General features: G+C 42.3%; 21 protein-coding genes. 17 read left to right on the forward strand and 4 right to left on the reverse strand.

Translation table 11 applies throughout. From position 1 onward, the window contains the following. Positions 1-11 precede the first annotated feature (11 nt). The 15 genes from tviB (at position 12) to Q337_RS17625 (ending at position 17347) form a co-directional block, all read left to right on the forward strand. Entirely contained in the window at positions 12-1289 is a 1278-nt protein-coding gene (tviB, locus tag Q337_RS0111755; RefSeq protein WP_026471755.1) for a Vi polysaccharide biosynthesis UDP-N-acetylglucosamine C-6 dehydrogenase TviB, read from the forward strand. Positions 1290-1301: 12 nt separating this feature from the next. Beyond that, positions 1302-2336, forward strand: a complete 1035-nt coding sequence (locus Q337_RS0111760; RefSeq protein WP_034280201.1) for an NAD-dependent epimerase/dehydratase family protein — start codon at positions 1302-1304, stop codon at positions 2334-2336. Positions 2337-2374: 38 nt separating this feature from the next. After that, positions 2375-3805, forward strand: coding sequence for a lipopolysaccharide biosynthesis protein (locus Q337_RS0111765; RefSeq protein ID WP_026471757.1), 1431 nt, complete (start codon positions 2375-2377; stop codon positions 3803-3805). A 1-nt stretch (position 3806) separates the two neighbouring features. Continuing rightward, complete coding sequence (locus Q337_RS0111770; RefSeq protein WP_026471758.1) at positions 3807-4913, forward strand: polysaccharide pyruvyl transferase family protein; 1107 nt, start codon at positions 3807-3809, stop codon at positions 4911-4913. A gap of 1 nt (position 4914) precedes the next feature. Further along, positions 4915-5718 (forward strand): glycosyltransferase family 2 protein, encoded by an 804-nt coding sequence (locus Q337_RS17615; RefSeq protein WP_051526833.1) that lies wholly within the window; start codon positions 4915-4917, stop codon positions 5716-5718. A 7-nt stretch (positions 5719-5725) separates the two neighbouring features. Beyond that, positions 5726-6763, forward strand: coding sequence for an ATP-grasp domain-containing protein (locus Q337_RS0111780; RefSeq protein ID WP_026471759.1), 1038 nt, complete (start codon positions 5726-5728; stop codon positions 6761-6763). Between the two features lie 15 nt (positions 6764-6778). After that, a complete protein-coding gene (locus Q337_RS0111785; protein ID WP_026471760.1) occupies positions 6779-8233 on the forward strand; it encodes an O-antigen polymerase in 1455 nt (484 codons plus the stop codon). A 318-nt stretch (positions 8234-8551) separates the two neighbouring features. After that, positions 8552-9655 carry a glycosyltransferase gene (locus Q337_RS0111790; protein WP_026471761.1) on the forward strand — a complete coding sequence of 368 codons (1104 nt, stop codon included), beginning with the start codon at positions 8552-8554 and terminating at the stop codon, positions 9653-9655. Next, positions 9655-10797, forward strand: coding sequence for a glycosyltransferase family 4 protein (locus Q337_RS0111795; RefSeq protein ID WP_026471762.1), 1143 nt, complete (start codon positions 9655-9657; stop codon positions 10795-10797). The genes Q337_RS0111790 and Q337_RS0111795 overlap by 1 nt, the downstream gene beginning before the upstream one ends. Beyond that, complete coding sequence (locus Q337_RS0111800; RefSeq protein ID WP_026471763.1) at positions 10794-11405, forward strand: sugar transferase; 612 nt, start codon at positions 10794-10796, stop codon at positions 11403-11405. The genes Q337_RS0111795 and Q337_RS0111800 overlap by 4 nt, the downstream gene beginning before the upstream one ends. A 35-nt stretch (positions 11406-11440) precedes the next feature. After that, on the forward strand, positions 11441-12541 hold the full coding sequence (locus Q337_RS17620; protein ID WP_456059081.1) for a PDDEXK nuclease domain-containing protein: 1101 nt from the start codon (positions 11441-11443) through the stop codon (positions 12539-12541). Next, complete coding sequence (locus Q337_RS0111810; RefSeq protein WP_026471764.1) at positions 12534-13196, forward strand: acetyltransferase; 663 nt, start codon at positions 12534-12536, stop codon at positions 13194-13196. Before Q337_RS17620 ends, Q337_RS0111810 begins: the two co-directional genes overlap by 8 nt. Before the next feature lie 29 nt (positions 13197-13225). After that, a complete protein-coding gene (locus Q337_RS0111815; RefSeq protein ID WP_026471765.1) occupies positions 13226-14041 on the forward strand; it encodes a DUF4184 family protein in 816 nt (271 codons plus the stop codon). Between the two features lie 179 nt (positions 14042-14220). Beyond that, the gene (locus Q337_RS0111820) at positions 14221-15423 is read left to right on the forward strand and encodes a DegT/DnrJ/EryC1/StrS family aminotransferase (RefSeq protein ID WP_026471766.1); all 1203 of its coding nucleotides are present in this window, start codon (positions 14221-14223) and stop codon (positions 15421-15423) included. A 22-nt stretch (positions 15424-15445) separates the two neighbouring features. Next, the gene (locus tag Q337_RS17625; protein WP_407636778.1) at positions 15446-17347 is read left to right on the forward strand and encodes a polysaccharide biosynthesis protein; all 1902 of its coding nucleotides are present in this window, start codon (positions 15446-15448) and stop codon (positions 17345-17347) included. An 87-nt stretch (positions 17348-17434) separates the two neighbouring features. Here Q337_RS17625 and Q337_RS0111830 read toward each other — a convergent pair whose 3' ends face one another. Together Q337_RS0111830 and Q337_RS0111835 are read right to left on the reverse strand one after the other, a co-directional pair. Next, positions 17435-19177: an isovaleryl-CoA dehydrogenase gene (locus tag Q337_RS0111830; protein WP_084494817.1), complete on the reverse strand. Its 1743-nt coding sequence runs from the start codon at positions 19175-19177 to the stop codon at positions 17435-17437. Between the two features lie 152 nt (positions 19178-19329). Beyond that, the gene (locus tag Q337_RS0111835) at positions 19330-19938 is read right to left on the reverse strand and encodes a DUF2239 family protein (RefSeq protein ID WP_026471768.1); all 609 of its coding nucleotides are present in this window, start codon (positions 19936-19938) and stop codon (positions 19330-19332) included. A 200-nt stretch (positions 19939-20138) separates the two neighbouring features. On the opposite strand from Q337_RS0111835, the gene Q337_RS0111840 reads away from it, so the two are divergent. Both Q337_RS0111840 and Q337_RS0111845 read left to right on the forward strand, forming a co-directional pair. Next, on the forward strand, positions 20139-21257 hold the full coding sequence (locus tag Q337_RS0111840) for an NAD(P)-dependent alcohol dehydrogenase (protein WP_026471769.1): 1119 nt from the start codon (positions 20139-20141) through the stop codon (positions 21255-21257). A gap of 182 nt (positions 21258-21439) precedes the next feature. Continuing rightward, positions 21440-22120 carry an ion channel gene (locus Q337_RS0111845; protein WP_026471770.1) on the forward strand — a complete coding sequence of 227 codons (681 nt, stop codon included), beginning with the start codon at positions 21440-21442 and terminating at the stop codon, positions 22118-22120. Between the two features lie 19 nt (positions 22121-22139). Here the strand turns inward: Q337_RS0111845 and Q337_RS0111850 are convergent, their stop codons facing one another. Both Q337_RS0111850 and trmA read right to left on the reverse strand, forming a co-directional pair. Beyond that, positions 22140-22502 (reverse strand): cupin domain-containing protein, encoded by a 363-nt coding sequence (locus Q337_RS0111850; RefSeq protein WP_026471771.1) that lies wholly within the window; start codon positions 22500-22502, stop codon positions 22140-22142. 17 nt (positions 22503-22519) lie between these two features. Continuing rightward, positions 22520-23605 (reverse strand): tRNA (uridine(54)-C5)-methyltransferase TrmA, encoded by a 1086-nt coding sequence (gene trmA / locus Q337_RS0111855; protein WP_026471772.1) that lies wholly within the window; start codon positions 23603-23605, stop codon positions 22520-22522. Positions 23606-23618: the final 13 nt, after the last annotated feature.

Consider the following 23618-nt stretch of genomic DNA (forward strand, 5'->3'; position numbering starts at 1 on the left):
GGGAAAGCAATATGAACAACTTGTCCAGCATTAAAATTGGGGTGATCGGACTAGGATATGTAGGTTTGCCATTGGCGGTAGAATTTGGCAAAAAATTTGATGTAGTAGGCTTTGACATTAATCAAACCCGCATTAATGATTTGCAAAATGGCATAGATCATACACTGGAAGTCTCTACAGAGGAATTAAAGGCCAGTCCACGTTTGTCGTTTAGTTTTGATTTAAACCAATTGGCTACCTGCAATTTTTATATTGTGACCGTACCTACCCCGATTGATGACTACAAGCAGCCAGATTTAACACCGCTGGTTAAGGCGTCTGAAACCATTGCCAAGGTACTTAAAAAAGGCGATATCGTGGTGTATGAATCCACGGTGTATCCCGGCGCTACTGAAGAAGACTGCATTCCTGTTCTGGAAAAAAATTCAGGTTTAAAATTTAACCAGGATTTCTTTGCTGGTTATAGCCCCGAGCGGATTAATCCTGGTGATAAAGAACACCGCGTGACTAATATCAAGAAAATCACTTCTGGTTCTACCCTAGAAATTGCCGATCTGGTAGATGCAGTCTATAACCAGATCATTACAGTGGGTACGCATAAGGCTTCCAGCATTAAAGTGGCTGAGGCTGCCAAGGTGATTGAAAATACCCAGCGTGATGTCAACATTGCGCTAATTAATGAGCTGGCACTGATCTTTAACAAGATGGGAATTGATACCGAAGAAGTACTCAAGGCCGCTGGCACCAAATGGAATTTTTTACCGTTCCGTCCCGGTTTGGTTGGCGGGCACTGCATTGGGGTTGATCCCTATTATTTAACCCATAAGGCCCAGTCCATTGGCTATCACCCAGAGATTATTCTGGCAGGCCGTCGCCTCAATGACAACATGGGCGCGTATGTGGCTAACCAGTTGGTTAAGGCCATGCTCAAAAAACGTATGGTTGTGGATGGTGCAAAAGTCTTGGTCATGGGACTAACTTTTAAAGAAAACTGCCCGGATTTACGCAATACCAAAATTGTGGACATTGTGGCAGAACTCAAAGATTACAACATTCAGGTAGATGTATATGACCCTTGGGTAAATGCAAGCGAGGCAAAACATGAATACGGCTTGCAACCCATTGGCGCACCAGAAGCCGGACAGTATGATGGGATTATTTTAGCGGTCGCGCATGAACAGTTTAAGGCGTTAAACACTGAGCAAATCCGTGCATGGGGTAGAGAAGCGCATGTCCTGTATGATTTAAAATACGTCCTAGATAAAGACGCTTCTGACTTGCGTTTATAAGAGGTGGGGTACATGAACGAAGTTAACCGTTTTACACAGGTCTGTACTGATCTTCAACAAAGTCCTAAAACATGGCTAGTTACCGGTGTGGCTGGTTTTATTGGTTCCAATTTATTAGAAACGCTATTGCTGCTTGATCAAAAAGTCGTGGGGTTAGATAACTTTGCCACGGGTTTTCAGCATAATCTGGATGAAGTACAAAGTCTGGTCAGTGCGGAACAATGGCAAAACTTTCGTTTTATTGAAGGTGATATCCGCAATCTGGAAGACTGCCATAAAGCCTGCGCTGGCGTGGATTATGTATTGCATCAAGCAGCCTTAGGCTCTGTTCCACGCTCTATTGCTGATCCCATTACCACTAACAGTGCCAATATCACTGGCTTTTTAAATATGCTGGTTGCAGCCCGTGATGCACAGGTTGCAAGTTTTACTTATGCAGCCAGTAGCTCTACTTATGGCGACCATCCGGCTTTGCCCAAAGTAGAAGCCAATATTGGCAATCCATTGTCGCCTTATGCTGTCACCAAGTACGTCAATGAGCTGTATGCCGATGTATTTGCCCGCACTTATAACTTTAGCACCATTGGGCTACGCTACTTTAATATTTTTGGCAAACGCCAAACACCTGATGGTGCGTATGCTGCGGTAATCCCCAAGTGGACGGCTGCCATGATTAAAGATGAAGAAGTATTTATTAATGGCGATGGCGACACCAGCCGTGATTTCAATTTTATTGAAAATGCAGTGCAGGCCAATATTCTGGCGGCCACGGTTACTCATCCAGAAGCAAAGAATCAGGTCTATAACGTGGCTGTAGGTGGGCGTACCACACTCAATACTTTGTTTGAAGCGTTAAAAGAAAATTTAAGCAACAATGGCGTAAATTATAGTAAAGCACCAGTGTATCGGGACTTTAGGGCTGGAGACGTACGGCATAGTCAGGCGGATATCACTAAGATTCAAACGCTATTGGATTATGACCCTCAGTTTAATATTATTCAAGGGATTGAGAAAGCAATGCCTTGGTATGTGCAGTTTTTAAAGTAGTACAGATACTTGGCACAATAAAATAGCAGCAGAGCTAAATGAGCCTTAAAAAACAAGCAATTTCTGGCGTGAAGTGGAACTTCATTCAGCAATTTAGCGTCCAAATTATTAATTTTGGCGTACAAGTGATATTGGCACGCTTATTGTCCCCTGAAGCCTTTGGCCTCATTGCGATGATTGTTGTGCTGATATCTATAGGGCAGTCTTTAATGGATAGTGGAATGACAAGCTCGCTGATTCGCACACAAAAACCGGATCAGGCAGATTATTCCACTGTTTTTGTGACCAATCTGCTGATGAGTTGCATGATTTACATAATCATCTACGTTACTGCGCCCCTCATTGCTGGATTCTATAACCAAGAGATTTTAACGGACATTATCCGTTTATTAGCCCTGAGTTTTGTTATTAGAGCATTTGTTGCTGTCCACATTACAAAGCTCACCAAAGAGATGAATTTTAAACTGCAAATGAAATTGCAGATACCGTCGGTTCTTCTCTCAGGCATTGTAGGGGTTTCTATGGCTTATTTAGGCTACGGAGTATGGAGCTTGGTATGGTTGAATTTAACACAGGCTATCATTTTTGCCCTTCAAAACTGGATGCTTATCTCTTGGCGTCCGTCATTTATCTTTGACAGAGAAAAATTTATTTATCATTTCAAATTCGGTTATAAACTCACGATTTCTAGTCTCATTGATACGATTTATAATGACGCTTACCGGATTGTGATAGGTAAGTTTTATTCTCCCACGCAGGTAGGTTTGTTCAATCAGGCGGAAACCATGCGTCTTTTTCCTGTACAGCAAATAAGCATAGTGATGGGAAAGGTGACTTATCCTTATTTTGCCAATATCGATAATGATGCAGGACTGAGACGAGCCTACCGCAAATCTATGAAGTTGGTGATGTTCGCAACAATACCTATCATGTTGTCTCTCATTCTAGTAGCTGAAGAGGGCTTTAGATTTGTTTTTGGTGAGAAGTGGTTGCCCGCCGTACCTTTCTTCCAAGTCCTAGCGGTGGCTTCAATTGTCCGACCTGTTAGTGCCTATAATCTGAATATTCTAAAAGTAAAAGGTCGAAGTGATTTATTTTTATGGGTGGAGATACTTAAAAAAATAATTGGTATTTTATGCTTAATAGTTGGGCTAGGTTTTGGCCTCAATGGTCTGATTATCTCTCTTGTAGCCTTTTCCTATTCTTCCTATTTTATAAATATGTATTTCAGTGGAAAATTACTTGCCTATACAGTAGCTAATCAAATAAAGGATATATTTATTATGCTTATTGTTGGTAGTTTAATGTTTACCGTCCTCTACTATTTTAAAGCTTTCTTAGCTACTTGGATATCATCGGATATAGGGGTAATCATCCTGATAGGTTCTTTAAATACTGCTTTGTTCATTAGTTTCTCACTGCTCTTAGATAAAGACCTTAGGGGCATCATTAAGGATTTAAGGAGCTAATATGTTCCAGTCGGACATACTATTCACGGGCTTTTACGGCCATAAAAATACTGGCGATGATGCTTTTATAGAAGTGAGCCAATGGGGAGCCAAAACCTATTGGGGAGCGAACGGAGTTAGGTACTTGGCAAAAAAAGAGAATTTGCCTGAAACAAAGTCAGGTAGTGTTTACGGTTTTCCAGTGGCATTGCCTAAAACTTATAGACTTCAAGGCGAATTTCTCTTGAGAAATTCTTCCTGTTTGATATCGGCAGGAGGATCGACAATTCATAGTAAAATGGATCCTAAAAATATTAAACAAAAAGCCGTAGAGTTAAAAAAGCAAGGCTCAAAAATAAAGATTGGTGGTATAGGCGTTTCAATAGGCCCTTTTAAATCTAGTGACGATGAAAGAGCAGTTTATGAATATTTACATTACCTAGATTTCTTGGCTGTACGTGATCAGGCTTCGTTTGATATCGTAAGTCAGCTAGATTTACCTTATCAGCCTGTAAATGCTTTCGATCTGGCAGCTTTAATGCCTAACATATATCCTGAAAGTAAAAAGGAAAAAAATAAAAAAATTATAGGGATAAGTGTTTGCCCTTATGAGAGCATTGTTGCGCCCACTCATATAAATAATGAAATAAAGCGTAATGAAATGATGTGTGAACTCTTGAAACATTTAGATACTCAAGAGGATATCCATTTCAAATTTCTAATAATTAATGGAAACGACCAAATAGGTGATGAGAGACTAACACTAGAAACTATCAGTAAAGTACAGCCTAAAAGCTTTGAAGTGGTTCCATACCAAAGAAAGACGCAGCGAATGTGGGAAGCTATACAGAGCTGTGATTTTGTTATAAGTACACGGCTGCACGCTGCTATTTTTGCCTGCTTTGCTGAAATACCATTCATGCTAAATGAATACCATAGAAAATGTGGAGATTTTTTGGAGACTGTTGAGTATCAGCCCACCTATAGGCTATTTGACAGTGAATTTTGTGTTAAGAGTAAAGCAAAGCAAATTATAGAAATTATCTCTAAAAATGATTATTGTTCTCCTGGCAAAAGAGTAGAAGCTATCCAAAAAGCTGAGCTTAATTTCGCTGGGGTGAGTATCTGATATGTTCTCAGTGGTAATACCTTTATACAACAAAGAGTTAAGTATTGAAAATACGATAAATTCTGTATTGGAGCAAACTTACCAAGACTTTGAAATCATTGTAGTGGATGATGGTTCCACTGATCAAAGTGCTCAGCTGATTGAAAGAATACAAGACCCTAGAATTCGTATCATTCACCAAGATAACCAAGGCGTTTCGGCGGCACGCAATAGAGGAATAAAAGAGGCTAAACAAGAATGGATAGCGTTCTTGGATGGTGATGATTTATGGGAAAATGGTCATCTTGAAGAAATATGTAAGATGATGAGCATGTTTCCAGATGAGAAAGTATTTGTAACCTCATTTGAATATTCTGACAAGAGGAAGACGTTTAAGCATCCACGAAATACTCCTATATTTAAGATAGAAAATTATTTTAAAGAGGCAATTCAAGAAAGCCTCATATGGACAAGCATAGCTGTTATATCCAGAGAATGCTTTAGCAAAGTGGGTTATTTCAATAATAACTTAAATCGTGGAGAGGACTTAGACTTATGGGCGAGGCTGGCGAAGTATTACGCTATTATTAAATCTCAACGAGTAACAGCAATTTATAACCTTGAAGATAGTAAATCTCTAACAAAAACCAAGTCTCACTACCACAAGTCCATATTATCGATTATCTCTCTAAGAGACAAAAGCGGATATGAGAGGTCATATTTTAAAAGAATGTTAATTAACCGCCTCAAGCTTGATTTAAAAACACTGGATATAGTGGGGTTTTTGAAAATTGTCATCAGACACAATGTTGAGTTGCTTAGGTAGAAACATCATGAAGATAGCCATTCACCATAGAGAAGGCAGCTTCTCTGATCGTTGGATCACTTACTGTGAAAAGCAGGGCATTAACTATAAAATAGTAAATGCATTTGATAGCAATATAATTCAACAAGTCGGCGACTGCGATGCCTTTATGTGGCACCACCACCATGGTCAATTCAAAGATGTGCTCACTGCTAAGCACATATTATTTGCCCTAGAGCATGCTGGGGTAAAGGTATTTCCAGACTTTAATACAGGTTGGCATTTTGACGATAAGGTAGCGCAAAAGTATCTTCTTGAGGCTATTGGGGCGCCGTTAGTACCAAGCTATGTATTTTACGATAAGCAAGAAGCCATAGATTGGGTTAATAAAACTTCTTTTCCCAAAGTATTTAAGCTCAAAGGTGGTGCTGGCTCTGCTAATGTAAAATTGATAAAAACTAAACAAGAAGCTAGGAGTCTTATTGAGCAAGCCTTTGGAAAAGGATTTTCACAGTTTGATAGACTAACCGCATTTAGAGAGAGACTGCGAAGATTTAAAGAAGGAAAAGCAAATTTTGTAGATTTATTGAAAGGATTCATGAGGCTATTTATAACTACAAAGTTTGCTAAGCAACAACCACCTGAAAAAGGATATGTATATTTTCAGGATTTCTCTCCTAATTTAGACTCGGATATTCGGATTCAAATGATTGGGGGCAGAATTTTTGGACTAAAAAGATTTGTTCGTGATGGTGACTTTAGAGCATCAGGTAGTGGAAATTTTATTGAATTCAATCCTGAAAATATAGATATAAGAATATTAAAAATAGCTCAACGATTAAATGAAAAGATTCAGTCATCCTGTTTAACAATAGATTTCATTTATATAAATGAAATTCCACATATTGTTGAGTTAAGTTATGGGTTTCCAGTAAAATTTTATGATAATTGTCTGGGTTATTGGGATAACGAATTAAATTGGCAAGAGGGTAAGTTTGAGCCCCAAGAATGGATGCTAAATGATATTTTACATAAGCTTAAAATAAACAGAAAAAATATTATTTAAAGGAATATTTGCGATATGTTTAACATTAGATATAATTTATTTATTATCCAATTACTTACTTTTATACCCTTACTGTTTTTTTCTATTTTCTATTTTCTAGTTCCTAAAACTATAGATAAAAATCTTACTTTACTTTCTATAGGCATCTTTTTTTACTTTTTAGTTATTTATTTTTATTCTATATTTATTTGTAGAATGAGTAAGTATCCTTTCTCTTTAACATTACTTTTTATAATTTCATATTTTATTGTTTTTCTTCAACTGCCTGTTGATTTTTTATTAGGTTCTTATGAAGAAAGTTATATATTTGGGGTGATTTACGATTATAATTTATTGAATTTAAATGTGCTATATGCAACAGTTTTTTTTGGTGCTGTTATCTTTGGTATTGTTCATCAGCTGGGAGTAAATATTAAAAATTATAGTTTAAACTCAATGGGAACATTAGAGAGAAAGCTATTGCCGCGGCAACCTTTTTTTGCAGCTTTTTATTTGTTTTTTGTACTACACCTTTTAACTATTGAGCCAAGCTATTACTTCGGTATGCATAAAGAGGATCCAGATGGTATAGCAGGAAGTATATTAGGTTATTTTATAAGGATACTACCTATATGTTTTGGGGTGGTAATATATAATGCGAAAATACAAGGTGAACAATATAGTTTTAAGAAATTTTTAAGCCTCTTTCCAAAATTATTTTTATTAATACTAGTTCTGTTCTCAGTTGGCACTTTTCTTGCAGGAGACAGAGGACCAGCGATTCGAGCTTTAATTCTTTTAGTTTTTAGTTTTTTTATTATTTCTAGAAAGAGTATATCTATTTTTTATTTTTTTATCCTTTTATTTATTGCAGGATATTTTTTATCAATAATAAAACTAATTGGAGCTGTAGATTTTAGAAGTACTGATCTTTTACATGCCTTTTTGGATGCATTCAGTAGATTTCAAACATCGGATAAGAACTCTTCAATAATACCATTCACAGCTGAACTATCTGCTTCTTTTCGTTCTTATTCAACTGCATTTAGCTTATGGTATAACGGCACCAGCTTATATGGTATATCAGTGTTAACAGGTATATTAATGTTTATACCTTTTGGTGTCTCTACTTTGATGCTTGTCACCGGGCTAAATAAGCAAGATATAAATGCTTCTTTTCTTATTACCTCATATACTCAGGAAAGTTACGGTTTAGGAAACTCCATTGTTGGTGATGCTCTACTTAATGTAGGATTTATCGGAGCTTTAATTTTAGCCTATTTTATAGGCCGACTATTCATTGCTTTTGATTTTGTATTTTATAAGCGTACAGGTAGTGTCTTTCTGTATGCTGTCGGATGTTATTTCTTGATGAACTCAGTAATATTAGCAAGAGGTTCTTTTTTTCCTCATCTTGGTAGTATATTTTTTATCTATTTATTTGTTTATATAGTATTACTTGTATCAAGCCGAATACGGCTAAGTAAGTAGGAGTATTTTTTATGGTAATTAATTATTTTAAATATAATAAATTTTTTTTCTTATATAAGAAGTTAATAAATTTTATAATATATCAAAAACTTACTTGGTATCTAGGCTGCGGAATTAATAAAATGGATGAGATTAAAGGAGGTTTATCATCTAAATTTCCTAGCTTAAATCCTAGAATTTTGATTTTTCATAATCCTGTTTATTCAGTTATACTATATTATCTATAATAAATTAAGTATATATAAAAAAGTCAATCCTAGCGATATCTTGTACTTATGAGAAATTTATCCAAATCTTTGTCTATGGCGTTAAAAAGCGATGAAGTATAATTTTTTCTTTGCCTCACCTACTGCCGTTCTAGGAGGGGCAGAGCGTGTGATGTTTAATATAATAATGATGCTTTTAGAAGAAGGTCATCATGTTACCATGTATGTTATGTCGCGTGGTGAACAAGAAGGTTGGGATAAAATAAAAGATCATCCTAATCTAAATTTTATTGTTAAAAACTATGGTTCTGAGAAGACCTCATTACCTATGTTTTTGCTTAGCCTAATTTATCTAAGTTATAAAAATAATTATGACTTTTCTTTTTCATCACATACGCATGTAAATGGTGTATTAAGCTTTATGCGTAAGCTAGGACTTTTTAAAACAAAATACCTTATTAGCCGTGAATCAACTGTTATCTTTGAGCGCTTCTTTGGTTTATGGCGTTTTATTTTTAAGCTAATTTATAGGTTCATGTATGGTAAGCAAGATTTAATCATTTGCCAGACCGAAAGAATGGAAACTTCACTCATTGCTAACTTAGGTTATGCACCTGCTAAAGTTATTGAGGTATTTCCTAATCCCGTAAATCTAACTTATATCAGTGAGCAGCTTGCCAGTAGCCAGCTTGAAAAAAAGCCTTTTTCCACCTTAATCGTTGGCTGTGGCCGTTTAATTTCCTTAAAAAAATTTGATCATTTGATAATATCTTTCGCAAATGTGGCAAGTGATTTTCCTAATACAGGATTAGTTATTATTGGTGATGGGCCTGAGCGTGAGAGTTTGGCTAAACTTGTAGAAACCCTAGATTTAACGGACAGAGTAATATTTACTGGAAAAATTAGTAATCCAATTCAGTGGTTTGCTAAAGCAGATATAGGGATAATTTCATCCGAAATAGAAGGTTTCCCGAATGTGCTTATTGAGATGATGGCCTCTGGATCAAAGCAAATTATTACGACACCGTGTACAGATGGGGTTAATTCTATACCTTATATATCTATTACACAGGATTGTTCAATTGAAGCTATTGAAACGTCACTGAGGGCAAACTTAAAAAACCCAATAGATAATTCTTTCAACAATAAAGAATATATTAATCAAAACCGCTCTGTAGAAGCTTTTTGGCAAAAAGTTGAGGAACTTATTAAATAATGAAATTTCTCTTAATCGCCAGCTATCCAGCTTCTATCCTAAAATTTCGCGGTGCCTTAATTAAAGCTCTGCAAAACGCTGGCTTTGAAATTCATATTGCTGCGCCAGAATTTAATCATTTCCCTGAAGAATTTAATGCTTTAAAGGCATTGGGCTACGCTGTCTATGATATTCCCATGCAGCGTACAGGCACTAATCCCATTGCAGATGCAAAAACCTTATTTGCTCTATACCACTTGATGAAAAAGATTAAGCCGGATTATGTGATGGGCTATACCATTAAACCGGTTATTTATGGCGTATTGGCGGCAACTTTTGCTCGCGTCCCCAACCGGTTTGCCCTTATTACGGGTTTAGGCTATGCCTTTCAGGGTGCAGAAGAATTAAATTATAAAAAGACTAATTTGCAACGCTTGGTTCATCAGTTATATGCCACAGCATTATCCTCGACAAAAAAAGTATTTTTTCAAAATCCTGATGATCAGATGTTATTTAAAAAAATGGGAATCTTAAAAGATTCAGTTTCAAGTTTTGTCGTGAATGGATCTGGTGTAAATGTATTTGAGTATGCCGTAAAACCTTTTCCTACGAATAATAATCTACCCACACCAAAGTTTTTATTAATTGCCAGATTATTGGGTGATAAAGGCATACGTGAATATGCACAAGCAGCTAAAATTATTAAAAATAAACACCCACAAATTCAATTTGATTTGGTTGGGTGGATTGATGATAACCCTAATGCAATTCGGCAAGATGAGCTTGACGGTTGGATCAGCGAGGGGCTATTTCACTATTGGGGCAAGTTGAGTGATGTTAAGCCCGCTATTGCTGCTAGTTCCATTTATGTTTTGCCGTCTTATCGTGAAGGCACACCGCGGACTGTACTTGAAGCAATGGCCATGGGCAGACCAATTATTACTACGAATGCTCCCGGCTGCCGTGAAACGGTGATTGATGGCTACAATGGTTATCTCATTCCTATAAAATCCGTCAGTGAGCTGGCTAACGCTATGGAAAAATTTATTCTTAATCCTGAACTTATTTATAAAATGGGTGCCGCTTCACGTAAATTTGCAGAAGAAAAGTTTGATGTTAATGCAGTCAATCAAACCATGCTAAGTGAAATGGGAATTTTATGATTAAGCGACTACTGGACATCATCATTGCCTCAACCGCTTTGATTATCCTGTCACCTCTCTACATCTATGTAGCTTATAAAGTTAAAAAGAACTTGGGTTCACCAGTCTTATTCCGGCAAATTCGTCCGGGACTAGATGGTAAGCCCTTTGAAATGATTAAGTTTCGTACCATGCGTGATGCAGTGGATACACAGGGCAATCCCTTGCCAGACAGTGAGCGTTTAACGCCATTTGGTCAAATGCTGCGTTCTACCAGCCTTGATGAAATGCCAGAACTGTGGAATGTCATTAAAGGTGATATGAGTGTGGTCGGCCCGCGCCCACTACTCATGGAGTATTTACCGCTTTATAATACTGAGCAGGCCAAACGCCATAATGTGCGTCCCGGTATGACTGGCCATGCACAGGTTAATGGCCGCAATGCCATTGGCTGGGATGAAAAATTTAAGCTGGATAGCTGGTATGTTGAAAATCAGTCAACATTACTCGATTTTAAGATCATGTTTAAAACCGTACATAAAGTGCTGTCAAAAGATGATATTAGCGCTGAAGGCGAAGCAACCATGAGCAAGTTCACGGGTTCAAATCCTGAGCAAAAAAATGATTAATACTTTTTTATATTTGCCTGATTGCCTAACCATAAATGATGACTGATAAAACGCATGCTGCATTAGCAACGCCACAGTTAACACATGAAGTAATTGAGTTAATTCATGCTGCCAAGCGACAAGCTGCCATAGCCGTTAATGCTGAGCTAACCCTGTTATATTGGCAGGTCGGGCAGCGGATCAGACAGGAAATATTGCAGGGTAGCCGTGCAGATTATGGCAAACAGATTATTGGCAACTTATCCAAAAATTTAACTGAGCAATTTGGTAAGGGCTGGAGTAAGGCTCAACTGAATTATTGTGTAAGATTTGCAGAAATATATCAGGATAATGAGATTGTTCACGCAGTGCGTGAGCAGTTAAGCTGGACTCATTTTAAAACGCTTATATATATTGATGAGCCGCTAAAGCGTGACTTTTATTTAACGATGGCAATACAGGAACGCTGGTCAACCCGGACTCTGGATGAGCGCATTGGCTCAATGCTATTTGAACGAACCGCTATTTCTAAACAACCAGAACAAACGATTATTCACGAACTCGCACAATTAAGACAATCCGGTCAGGTTAACCCGGACTTGCTGCTTAAAGATCCCTACATTCTTGACTTTCTTGATTTAAATGATCGTTATCTTGAAAAGGATCTGGAAGATGCAATTTTAAGGGATATTGAACAATTTCTTTTAGAGTTGGGTTCAGGATTTACATTTATTGCACGGCAAAAACGTATCCAGATTGACGAAGATGATTTTTATATTGACTTGTTGTTTTATAACCGCAAATTAAAACGCCTGATTGCTATTGACTTAAAAACAGAAAAATTTCGACACTCCCATAAAAGTCAAATGGAACTGTATTTGCGCTGGCTTGCCAAATATGAACAGGAAAAAGATGAGAATCCACCGCTAGGGATTATCTTGTGTTCATCTAAAAAGCATGAGCAAATTGAATTGCTGGATTTGGAACAATCGGATATCCATGTGGCGGAATACCTCACAGTATTGCCATCCAAGGATATATTGCAACAACGCCTGCATCTCGCTATAGAACGTGCCAGACAACGTCTTTTACCTCAGGAGAAAGACACCATCATGAATAAGTTTACCGGTTCAAAGCCTGAGCAAGACAATGACTAATACTGTTTATGCCATTTATGGGGCATCTGGTTGTGGCCGCAGTTTAATGCCAGTGGCACGCGAGCAATTGCAGCGAGAAGGACTTAAAGCAGAAATTTATTTTATTGATGACAGCTTGGAACAACCCAAAGAAATTAATGGACATACTGCATTAAATTATGCCGCGTTTAAAGTTTTAGAAGCACAAAATAAATTTGTCCAGATTGCCATTGCCAATAGTCATATCCGCCAAAAGTTAGCCCAGCAGCTTGAGCAGGATGGCATCCAATTATGGCAGGTTAAAGCCAGCAATGTAGTCATTATGGATCAGGTGGAAATTGGTGCAGGAGCAGCACTAAGCCCGTTTGTCACCCTGACCTCCAATATTAAAATTGGCAAATGCTTTCATGCCAATTTGTATAGCTATGTTGAGCACGACTGCATTATTGGTGACTTTGTGACTTTTGCACCGGGAGTAAAGTGCAATGGCAACATCATCATTGAAGACCATGCTTATATTGGAACAGGGGCCGTCATTAAACAGGGTACACCAGATAAGCCATTAATTATTGGTCAAGGGTCAGTTATTGGTATGGGTGCAGTAGTCACCAAAAGTGTGCCTGCTGGTATCACGGTGGTGGGAAATCCAGCCCGACCCTTGCGGAAGGAAGGTTAATGTCAGGTTCTGACATCCTATGGCACTAAATGGCTTTTACATTATCGCATATGGCAGCAGCACTTCCATTTTACCGCTATCGACGATGGATTAATTTTGAGGCATTACTCCTTGGCACTATGCTGCCGGATTTGCCATATTTTTTAAATAGTTCCCAAGCTGTATCTGAGCAATCACATTCATGGCCTGGGTTGCTAAGCTACTGTCTACCTTGGGGGTTGGGCCTATTCATGCTGTGGCACTGGCTATTAAAACCGGCGGCAATAGCATTACTGCAGCCGTGGTTAGCTATTACCGCCTTAGCGTCACCTCATGAGTTTCAGCAATGGGGGAAATCTGGTATTACGATTATTTTAGGCTTATTGCTGGGTTCCATCACACACTTAATCTGGGATGGCATTACCCATCCTGATGGCTTTATTGCCGAGCGTATTTTCTGGTTACAAGTCTCTATTCGCTTGGATTATCTTGGTGATATGTCATTGGCTCGACTTTTGCAATATGCCAGCTCCACGATGGCACTGGTCTATTTAGGCTGGTTTATCAAGACTAAGGCAAAGCAGGTGACTTGGCAAAAAGTAGCATTCGCCAATATACCGATTATTGTACTAAAATCGTGGGTTAGTTTATTAATTATCTCTATTGTGTGCGCGGGTTCGCTGTTTTGTGCAGTGCAGGCCATGCTAAAATGGCATAGTCTGATGTTTCATAATACCTACCTGTTTTTAGCCAAGGTGTTGGTAGGGTTGCTTCAGGGTGCGATTGGGCTGTTTGTTATTTATGCATTAGCCTATCAACTGTTATATTGGTTTTTCTATGCAAGAAGCCGCTACACCCGTAAATAATCTCAGGCTGACTCATCATCAATTAGTGCATTAAGGGCTATTACACCAGTACTGTTTCGTTGTATTGACAGACATCAGATGACTGTCCTGAATTTTAAAAGGGATATAAGAAGCTGTGATGCAGTTTTAATCCATCAGAGTTTGCCAGTAATCCAGTTTTTTTCATTAAGATAAATATCATGCTCAATACTGCTTTTCAACCATGGCCCTGTTTTACCCAGCAAGAAGCGGATGCCGTTGCCAATGTATTGCTGTCTAATAAGGTGAATTACTGGACAGGGCAGGAATGCCGCGAGTTTGAGAAAGAATTTGCTGACTGGGTGGGCGTGCCACATGCCATTGCCCTTACCAATGGTACGGTAGCGCTGGATCTGGCCCTAAAGGCGCTGGGTATTGGCCCGGGTGATGATGTCATTGTCACGTCACGCACTTTTCTGGCCTCGGCAAGTTCAATTGTCACAGCTGGTGCTAATCCGGTATTTGCCGATATAGAAGCTGATTCACAGAACATCAGCTTGCGTACCATTCAGGCAGTCATCACGCCGAATACCCGCGCCATTATTTGTGTGCATCTGGCAGGCTGGATGTGTGACATGGACCCGATCATGCAGTTTGCCAATGCGCGTGGCATTTATGTGATTGAGGATTGCGCACAGGCGCATGGGGCATATTATAAAGGTCGTGCTGCCGGTTCAATTGGGCATGTTGGCGCATGGTCATTTTGTCAGGATAAAATCATGACCACGGGTGGCGAAGGTGGCATGGTCACCACCCATGATGAGCAGCTTTGGCAAAAAATGTGGTCTTACAAGGACCATGGCAAAAGCTATGAAGCAGTCTATCAGCGTCAGCATGCACCGGGTTTTCGCTGGGTGCATGAGTCCTTTGGCACCAATTGGCGCATGACCGAGCTGCAGGGCGTGATTGGTCGCATCCAGCTGACCTATATGCCTGAGTGGCATCAAAAGCGAACTGCCCACGCCCAGGCTATTTTAGGGGCTTGCCAGCAGGCAGGTATTTTTGAGGTACCCCTGCCATCCAGTGATTTTCAGCATGCCTATTATAAAGCCTATGCCTTTATCAAGCCTGAACAACTGGCTACAGGCTGGACGCGTGATCGGGTGATTGAGGCAATCAATGCACTGGGCGTGCCGTGTTTTAGTGGCTCATGTTCTGAGGTCTATCTGGAAAAAGCATTTGATCACACGCCGTGGCGACCAGCAGAACGTTTGCCTGTGGCCAGGCAACTGGGTGAAACCAGTGTGATGTTTCTGGTACACCCGAGCTTAAGTACGGAAGATATTGCAAAAACCCTGCAAGCCATTGCAACTGTGGCTGAGCAGGCGCGTAAACCCTCAGGTGTTATTAGCGCGAGTGAATGATTTCATGCCTGCCAACAAACTGATACGTGGAACGCTAAAAAGCCTGTCAAGTTTGCCACGCTGGCAAAAGCAGCTGATTATCATGTCCAGTGATCTGGTCATCATGGTCTTTATCCTGCATTTCCTGATGGCCGCGCGCTTATTGTCGCTGGACTATTACCTGCCGCTGCAAAGTCAGGTAATTATTTATATGCTGTCTTTTGTGTTTCTGGGGCTCAGTGGCCTGTACCAGGAAATTCTACGTTCCTTTAATGAGAATTTGTTTAAATCAGTGCTGCTGGGCCTATTTTTACTCAGTCTGGTGATCTTCAGCATTAATTCCATGCTGCTGCATATTCCGCGCTCAGTACCGTTACCTTATGTGTTTTTGCTGTTTATCTGGCTCTGGACGAGCCGGATTATGGCGCGTTTTGTGCTGCGTCACCGGCAAATTATTTTAACGCCCACCAAGAATATTCTGATCTATGGGGCAGGGTCAGCCGGCATTGCCTTATTTAATTCCCTGAGAAATCATGCCTACAAGCGAGTGGTCGGTTTTGTGGAAGATGACCCGCTGCTGGTTGGCGGACGTATTGCTGGGGTTAAGGTTTACAGTAGTCAGGAACTGGCTCGCGTAATTCCCAAACGTCAGGTACAAAAGGTACTGTTGGCCTTGCCATCCATTACCCGTAGTAAACGCCGCCAGATTATTGAAAAACTGGAACCTTTGATGGTGAAAGTCCAGTCAGTACCGCCAATTGAAGAGCTGGTGAATGGTCGCCTGAAAATTTCTGATATACAGGAAGTGGATATCATGGATTTGCTGGGTCGTGACCCGGTGCCGCCCATTCCCCATTTTCTTAAGGCCAATATTGAGCAAAAAGTGGTAATGGTGACGGGTGCTGGCGGATCGATTGGCAGTGAATTGTGCCGTCAGATTATCAAGCTTAACCCGAAGCTATTGATTCTGCTGGAACTGTCGGAATATGCGCTGTATGCCATTGAGCAGGAGTTAAAAGCCGCCGCACCGGATTTATGCATTATTCCATCGCTGGGCAGCGTGCTGCACCAGGCCAAGCTGGAACAGCTGATGCGCAATTATCAGGTTGATACTGTTTATCATGCAGCGGCTTACAAGCATGTGCCGCTGGTTGAGGTCAATCCCTTTGTAGGCCTGATGAATAACAGTGTGGGCACCTATCGCTGTGCCAAGGCTGCCCAGAATTCCGGGGTGGATACGTTTGTTCTGATTTCAACGGATAAGGCAGTACGTCCCACCAATGTGATGGGCGCCTCCAAGCGGATTGCCGAGCTGGCCTGTCAGGCACTGGCTGCCCAGCCGGATTGTAAAACCCAGTTTAGTCTGGTGCGCTTTGGTAATGTACTGGGCTCATCCGGGTCTGTGGTGCCACTGTTCCGCAAGCAAATTGCCGAAGGCCTGCCCATTACTGTAACCCATCCGGAAGTGACCCGTTATTTCATGACCATTCCCGAGGCCGCCCAGCTGGTCATTCAGGCGGGTGCCATGGGTAAGGGTGGCGATGTATTTTTGCTGGATATGGGTGAGCCGGTTAAAATTGTTGATCTGGCCAAGCGCATGATTTTTTTAAGCGGTCTGACGCCACGCGAACCGGGAACCGAGCATGGCGACATTGATATTGTATTTTCCGGCCTGCGCAATGGTGAAAAACTGTATGAAGAGCTGCTGCTTGATGATGCCAATGGTGAGCGGACTGAGCACAGCCTGATTGTGCGGGCCATTGAAAAACAGTATAGCCTTGAAGAAGTTGAAACCCTGTTGCAGCTGATTACTAATAATGCCCGTGACCTGCATGGACTGGATGAAATCCTGACCCAGCTTGAGCATTATGTGGATGGTTATCATCGCAGTCAGGTGTTTTCTCAGCCTGAGCAACTGATTGCCAATTGCCCCAAGTCAGCCTGACCGATCAGGTGACCTATAGCAAAAAGCCCGATTGATTCGGGCTTTTGTTTTTCAGCATTTTATTGAAGTTAAAACTGGCTGTTGAATTTAAACATGATAAGTGCGCTGAATAATGGCTTTGGCATCCACTTCTACAGGGAGGCTGCCATAATTATGCATGCCTTGCTGGCCCAGACGCGACAGACAAAATGCAGTAGCCACATAATCCGGAGCATGCTGGAGCAGTAAAGCTGCCTGTAATACTACTGCCAGCTGGTCGACCACATTGCGGGCACGAAATTCCAGATTTTCCCTATTTTGAAATTCTGCCTGCAAGCGGCTTACTGCCTGGTCAAACAGCGCATGTTTGCCTAGCGCTAAACTGACTTCTTTAAAATAAGCCTCCACGGTGGCCGGGGTTTTGGTCATGGCGCGTAGCACATCCAGACATTGCACATTGCCTGAACCTTCCCAGATGGTATTAATAACAGCTTCACGGTACAGGCGTGGCATGGGGCTGTCTTCCATCACGCCACTGCCGCCAATCACTTCCATCGCTTCATAGCTATGATTCGGTGTCCGCTTGCAAATCCAGTATTTGCCAATGGCAGTGGCAAGCCGGGCCAGCAGGCTTTCATGCGAATTCCCTGAACTGTCCTGTTCTTTTTGATCCAGCGCACGTGCCATACGCATGGTGAGTGCCAATGCCCCTTCATATTCCAGCGTCAGGTCGGCCAGCAGATTTTGCATCAGTGGCTGGTCAATCAGTGTTTTGCCAAAGGCTGCCCGTTGCCGGCAATGATGAATCGCCTGAATCAGCCCCATGCGCATAATGGCGGTTGAGCCAGTCATGCAATCAAAGCGGGTTAAACTCACCATTTCAATAATGGTAGCAACACCACGGCCTTCCTCTCCCACCAGCCAGCCAAAGGCACCGCGAAACTCCACTTCACTGGAGGCATTGGACACATTGCCCATTTTATTTTTGAGGCGGATCACCTGCAGGCTATTTTTGCTGCCATCTGGTCGCCAGCGCGGCACCAAAAAGCAGGAAACACCAGCATCGGTTTTGGCCAGCACCAGAAACAGGTCACACATGGGCGCGGACAAAAACCATTTGTGTCCGGTAATTTCATAATCTTCGCCCGGCCCACGCTGATGAATTGGAACAGCAACGGTAGTATTGGCGCGCACATCGGAACCGCCCTGTTTTTCGGTCATGCCCATGCCAACGGTCAGGCCGTTTTTCTGGCAAGCTGGCAAATTCCGTGGGTCATACACCGGACTCAGGATTTTTTCTTCCCACAGCGCGGCCAGTTTCGGTGTGGAGCGAATGCTGGGAATACAGGCGAAAGTCATGGTGGTGGGGCAAATGTGTCCCGCTTCCACCTGAGCCTGCATTAAAAATTTGGCAGCCCGTGCCACATGCGCACCCGCTACCGGATTAACCCACGGCAGCGAATGCAACTGGTTGGCAAAGGCTGAACGCATCAGTTCATGATAAGCCGGATGATAATGCACTACATCCACACGATGACCAAAGCGGTCATGGGTATCCAGTTCCGGCTTGTATTTATTGGCCAGATAACCTAAGTACAAATAATCACGCGAGCCCGTGAGTGCGCCAAACTGTTTTAAATCATCAATGGCCCAGTCTGCACCTTCACGTTGTACGGCTTCCTGCAGGGCCAGATCACTGTCAAACAGGTTGATGTCACCCAGCTCAGACGATACATTAAACACCGGATGGGTTTCAGCCTGTGCTGGGGATTGAACACTCACATAGGGGTAAGCAACCGTTTGGTCTGATCCGGATGCCGGAGTGTTTAAAGTCGGGTTTGGTGGATTCATCACGGGCCTCCTGATTGCTGGTTACTGATTTTCTGTCATTAAATATCGGTCAAGCCTAAGCCAAGGCCACGTTAAACCCAGTGGCAAAAACTGACATTGACCGGACAGTCAGCAGATTACGGACATTATTCAGAAGATTGAATTCATAAAGTTTATTGTTCAGATTCAGCCTTAATTGTCCCAAATGCAGGTTCAGCCAGCCGTTGTACATAGTTACGCAGGTCGGTTGGCCATGGCTCGATATAGCGCAGGAAATCTTCTTTCTGACCGGTATATAATGCCCGTGCTGCTGCTTCGTATCCGGGTGCATTGCCAAGCATGGCATTCATAAAGCGGTCAGTGGCTTCCTGTGCCTGTCTTACTGCAACAGTTGCCTGATCCTGTTTGCGGGCCTGCTCCACCAGTTTACGCAAGGTCGCTGATGCACCACTGGGCTGGGTTGCCAGCCATTCCCAGTGCCGGGGTAACAGGGTCACTTCGCGTGCTACCACGCCCAGCTTTGGCCTGCCTGCGCCACGCAATGCTTCGGGTACTGCTGTTTCATTAACCGCATACTGGGTTTGCAATTGAGCCATGAGTGCAGCAGGGCTAATGGTTAAGTCAATATCGACCATGCGACCCGTCTGATCATCAAAAATATAAATATTCTGACCCGGCTGCTGTTGCAGGGCACGACTCACTACTACAGCCACATCCCAGGGATCACCACTGGCAAATTGCTGGTGATCTTGGAAAGCAGTCCAATGGGTTAAGGTATTCATGTTGTTCTCATTAATTTTTGAGGAAGCTTGCTTAATTTACCCGGATAAAAATAAATAATCAATATTACCCGGGTTAAATTAAATAAATTATCAAATGAAAATGTTTAAAAGTTTATGCACAGCAACTGTACAGAAAATCTACTTATCTAATGCAGGCTTGATGGAACACTGGCATGCAACGAACACATTGGATAATGATCATGCGTGCAACAGCAGCCCTGTTTGAGCGTTCACTTGTTTCCCTGTCGCGCTATCCCAAAGTCAAGCTGGCCAAAATTGAGCTGGATGAACCACAAGAGTATGAAGTACTGGTCAAAATCAGTAGTTGCGGAATTTGTGGCACTGACCATGAAGTCCTCAATGGTGACTTGCCCACAGGCAAACCCTGCGTATTGGGGCATGAAGGCGCAGGCATCATTGAAGCCATAGGCAGCAAGGTGAGCCAGTTTAAAGTCGGTGATCGTGTCATCATTAGTTTTCCCTCCTGTGGCAAATGCCGCAATTGCCTGCGCGACCAGCCACGCTATTGTGAGCTGGCAGGCCCGCTATCGTTTGGTTTTCAGCGGCTGGATGGCTCACATGCCATTAGAAAAGCCAATGGCGACAAGCTGTATGGCAATTTTTTCCAGCAATCCAGCTGGTCAACCCATGCCATTACTCTGGAGCGCAACCTGATTAAAGTGCCTGATAGCATTGATCTGGATTTGATGGGGCCACTGGGGTGCAGTATTACCACTGGTGCAGGCGCGGTACTCAATGAATTGCAGCCACAAGCGGGCAGCAGCATTGCTATTTTTGGTGGAGGCTCTACCGGACTGGCGGCAGTGATGGCAGCGGTGGTGCGCGAATGTGAAACCATTATTGTGGTTGATCCCAACAGCAACCGCTTGAAGCTGGCCAAAAAACTGGGTGCTACCCATGTGTTTAAATCGGAAAAAGAAGCCATTGCGGCCAAGATCCGGTTGTTGACCAAAAACCGGCTGGATTACAGTCTGGATTGTACGCTGGGCGGTAAGATGGTGCCTGCTGCCATGGAATCTCTGGGAATTCTAGGCGTCTGTGGCATGGTGGGTGGCGGCTCGCCCGTGCATACCTTTAAGCTGAATCATGCCGATACTTTAAATGGCAAGCGATTAATTGGCATTGTAGGCGGCGGTGGCAAAACGCCAAATGCGCATCAGCACATCATGCAACTGCATGAGCAAGGCAAGTTCCCGCTGGAAAAACTGGTCAAGTTTTATCCGTTTAAAAAGATCAATGATGCCATTCGTGACAGTTTTAGCGGCAAGGTGGTCAAGCCCATTTTAAAAATGACCTGATCAGGCTTGATATTGAAGATAGCTTATGGCTAAGCCCTGTCCAGAGTAATTTTCAGGATAGGGCTGTTATGCCAAATTTTTTTATCTCACTTGCCGTTACCATAAACATCATAAGGCTCAAATGTTTTAACAGACAAACATGACATACTTTTCAATAAGTTAATCACAATAGCTATCACATAATGCATAGCCTGTTAATCCACTGGAAAGGTCTAAAACTGTTGCCTTCAGCATGGTTGCTGTTTTTGCAGTTATTTATTTTCATTTTATCGCCATTGACCACCAAAACAATGAACAGTAACGCGCTGTCGTGGTGCTTGAGTGCACTGGCTTTGTTGCTCATTGCTGCAATTATCCGGCGCAGTCCCATTTATACCGTCGTAGGCCTGATTTTGGTAATAGCTGCCTTAATCCTGTCCGGCATTATTTTATTTGGTGGTGGAACACCGCATATTCAGGTCGCTGCCAATGTCATTGAAGCAGCAGCTTATATCTATGGTGCGTCAGGTTTGCTGATGTATATGTTTGCTGATAAATACGTTACCCGCGATGAGCTTTTTGCCGCAGCAACTGTTTTTACCCTCTTTGCCTGGGCTTTTGCTTTCTTGTACAGTGCCTGCCAGACTCTATTTCCAGCCAGCTTTGTTGCTTTTCATGGTCAGGCCTCAAGAACTTGGCTGGAATTATTATTTTTAAGTTTTAGTGTGCAGTCTGGCACAGGGTTAAGCGATATTATTCCTGTTTCGTCTGCAGCACGGGTGCTGGTTTCATTGCAGATGTTTGTGGGGGTGATGTATCTAACGCTGGTGGTATCGCGAGTGGTAACACTGCAATATATTAAGCATGCACCCAAACGCGATTAATCGTGATAATGCCCAGTCGTTAGGCGGTGGTTTCTACGATTACATAATATTTTTCTACCGGTTCCAGCACTTCAAACATACCGATAAAACCGGGTGGAATAATGCCAGCCTGACCTGCATGAATTTCCACAAACTGACCTTGCGCGTCGTGCAGGCGAACTGTCCCTTTGATCAGCTGAAAAAACTCTTGTTTGTTGCTGGCAAATACAATGCGCCACGCACCCACTTCACACTGCCAAATGCCACAGCTCATGTTGGGATGTTCATACAGGCTAGTAGTCAGCCGTTTTGGATTACCTGCAACAAGACGCTCCGGGCGCGGATAATCTACCGTTGCCGTAGCGTGTACCAGGCCTTGTCCTGCAATAAAAATGTCTGCCATTAACTTACTATCACCTTTTAAAGCTTTTCCAGTAATACCCCGGATTCTACGTGATGGGTATAAGGAAACTGGTCAAACAAGGCAAACTGGCTAATACGGTGCGTTTGGCTTAATGTCTTTAAGTTGTCGTGCAGGGTGTCCGGGTTACAGGAAATATAGATGATGCGCTCAAACCCTTGCAGCAGTTTTAAGGTGGCGTCATCAATCCCTGCGCGTGGCGGATCAACAAAGACCGTATCGAAATCATAAGTTTTGAGGTCGATCTTGGCTTCCTGCAAACGTCTGAATTCACGCTCACCGTGATAGGCCTGGGTAAACTCTTCTGCGGATAAACGTGCAACCTGAATATTATCAATCTGGTTTTGCGCAATATTCCATTCAGCCGCATGTACCGATGATTTTGCCAATTCGGTTGCCAATACTTTTCTAAATCTCAACGATAAAGGCAGGGTAAAGTTACCGTTGCCGCAATACAGTTCCAGTAAATCTTTATCTGAATGTCCTGCCACGCTGCAAGCCCAGTCCAGCATGTGCTGGCACACTTGCGCGTTAGGCTGGGTAAAGCTGCCTTCCACTTGTTTGTAGATAAATTCCCGGCCTTGAACCTTGAGCTTTTCCACCACAAAGTCATTGCCAACCACCAGTTTTTGACCGCGACTGCGCCCGATAATGCTGATATTCAACTGCTCGCCCAATGCTTTGGCGGCTTGTTCCCAGTCTGCGTCCAGCTTGCGGTGGTAGATAAAACTGACCAGCATTTCGCCACTTAAGGTTGCCAAAAAGCCCACTTCAAACAGGCGTTCTGCTAACACAGGCACAGCTTTAATGGCTGCCAGTAGTTTTGGCATTAAGCTGTTGATGCCTTGGTCTGCAATGGGAAATTCATCTATACGAATGACTTTCTTCTGCTTGCCATCTGCACTGCGTTCAAACATGGCATAGAACAGGTCATCTTCAATATGCCAGATGCGAAACTCCGCGCGCATGCGATAGTGTTGTTCTGGGGATTCAAACACTTGCAGGGCAGGCGGGTTATAATCAGCAAATTGCGCGCTGATGCGGTCAATTTTTTCTTGAAGTTGCAGTTGGTATGGCGAGGTCATAAGGCCAAGATGT

The organism is Alkanindiges illinoisensis DSM 15370, assembly GCF_000619845.1.
In the GTDB taxonomy this organism is placed as follows: Bacteria; Pseudomonadota; Gammaproteobacteria; order Pseudomonadales; family Moraxellaceae; genus Alkanindiges; species Alkanindiges illinoisensis.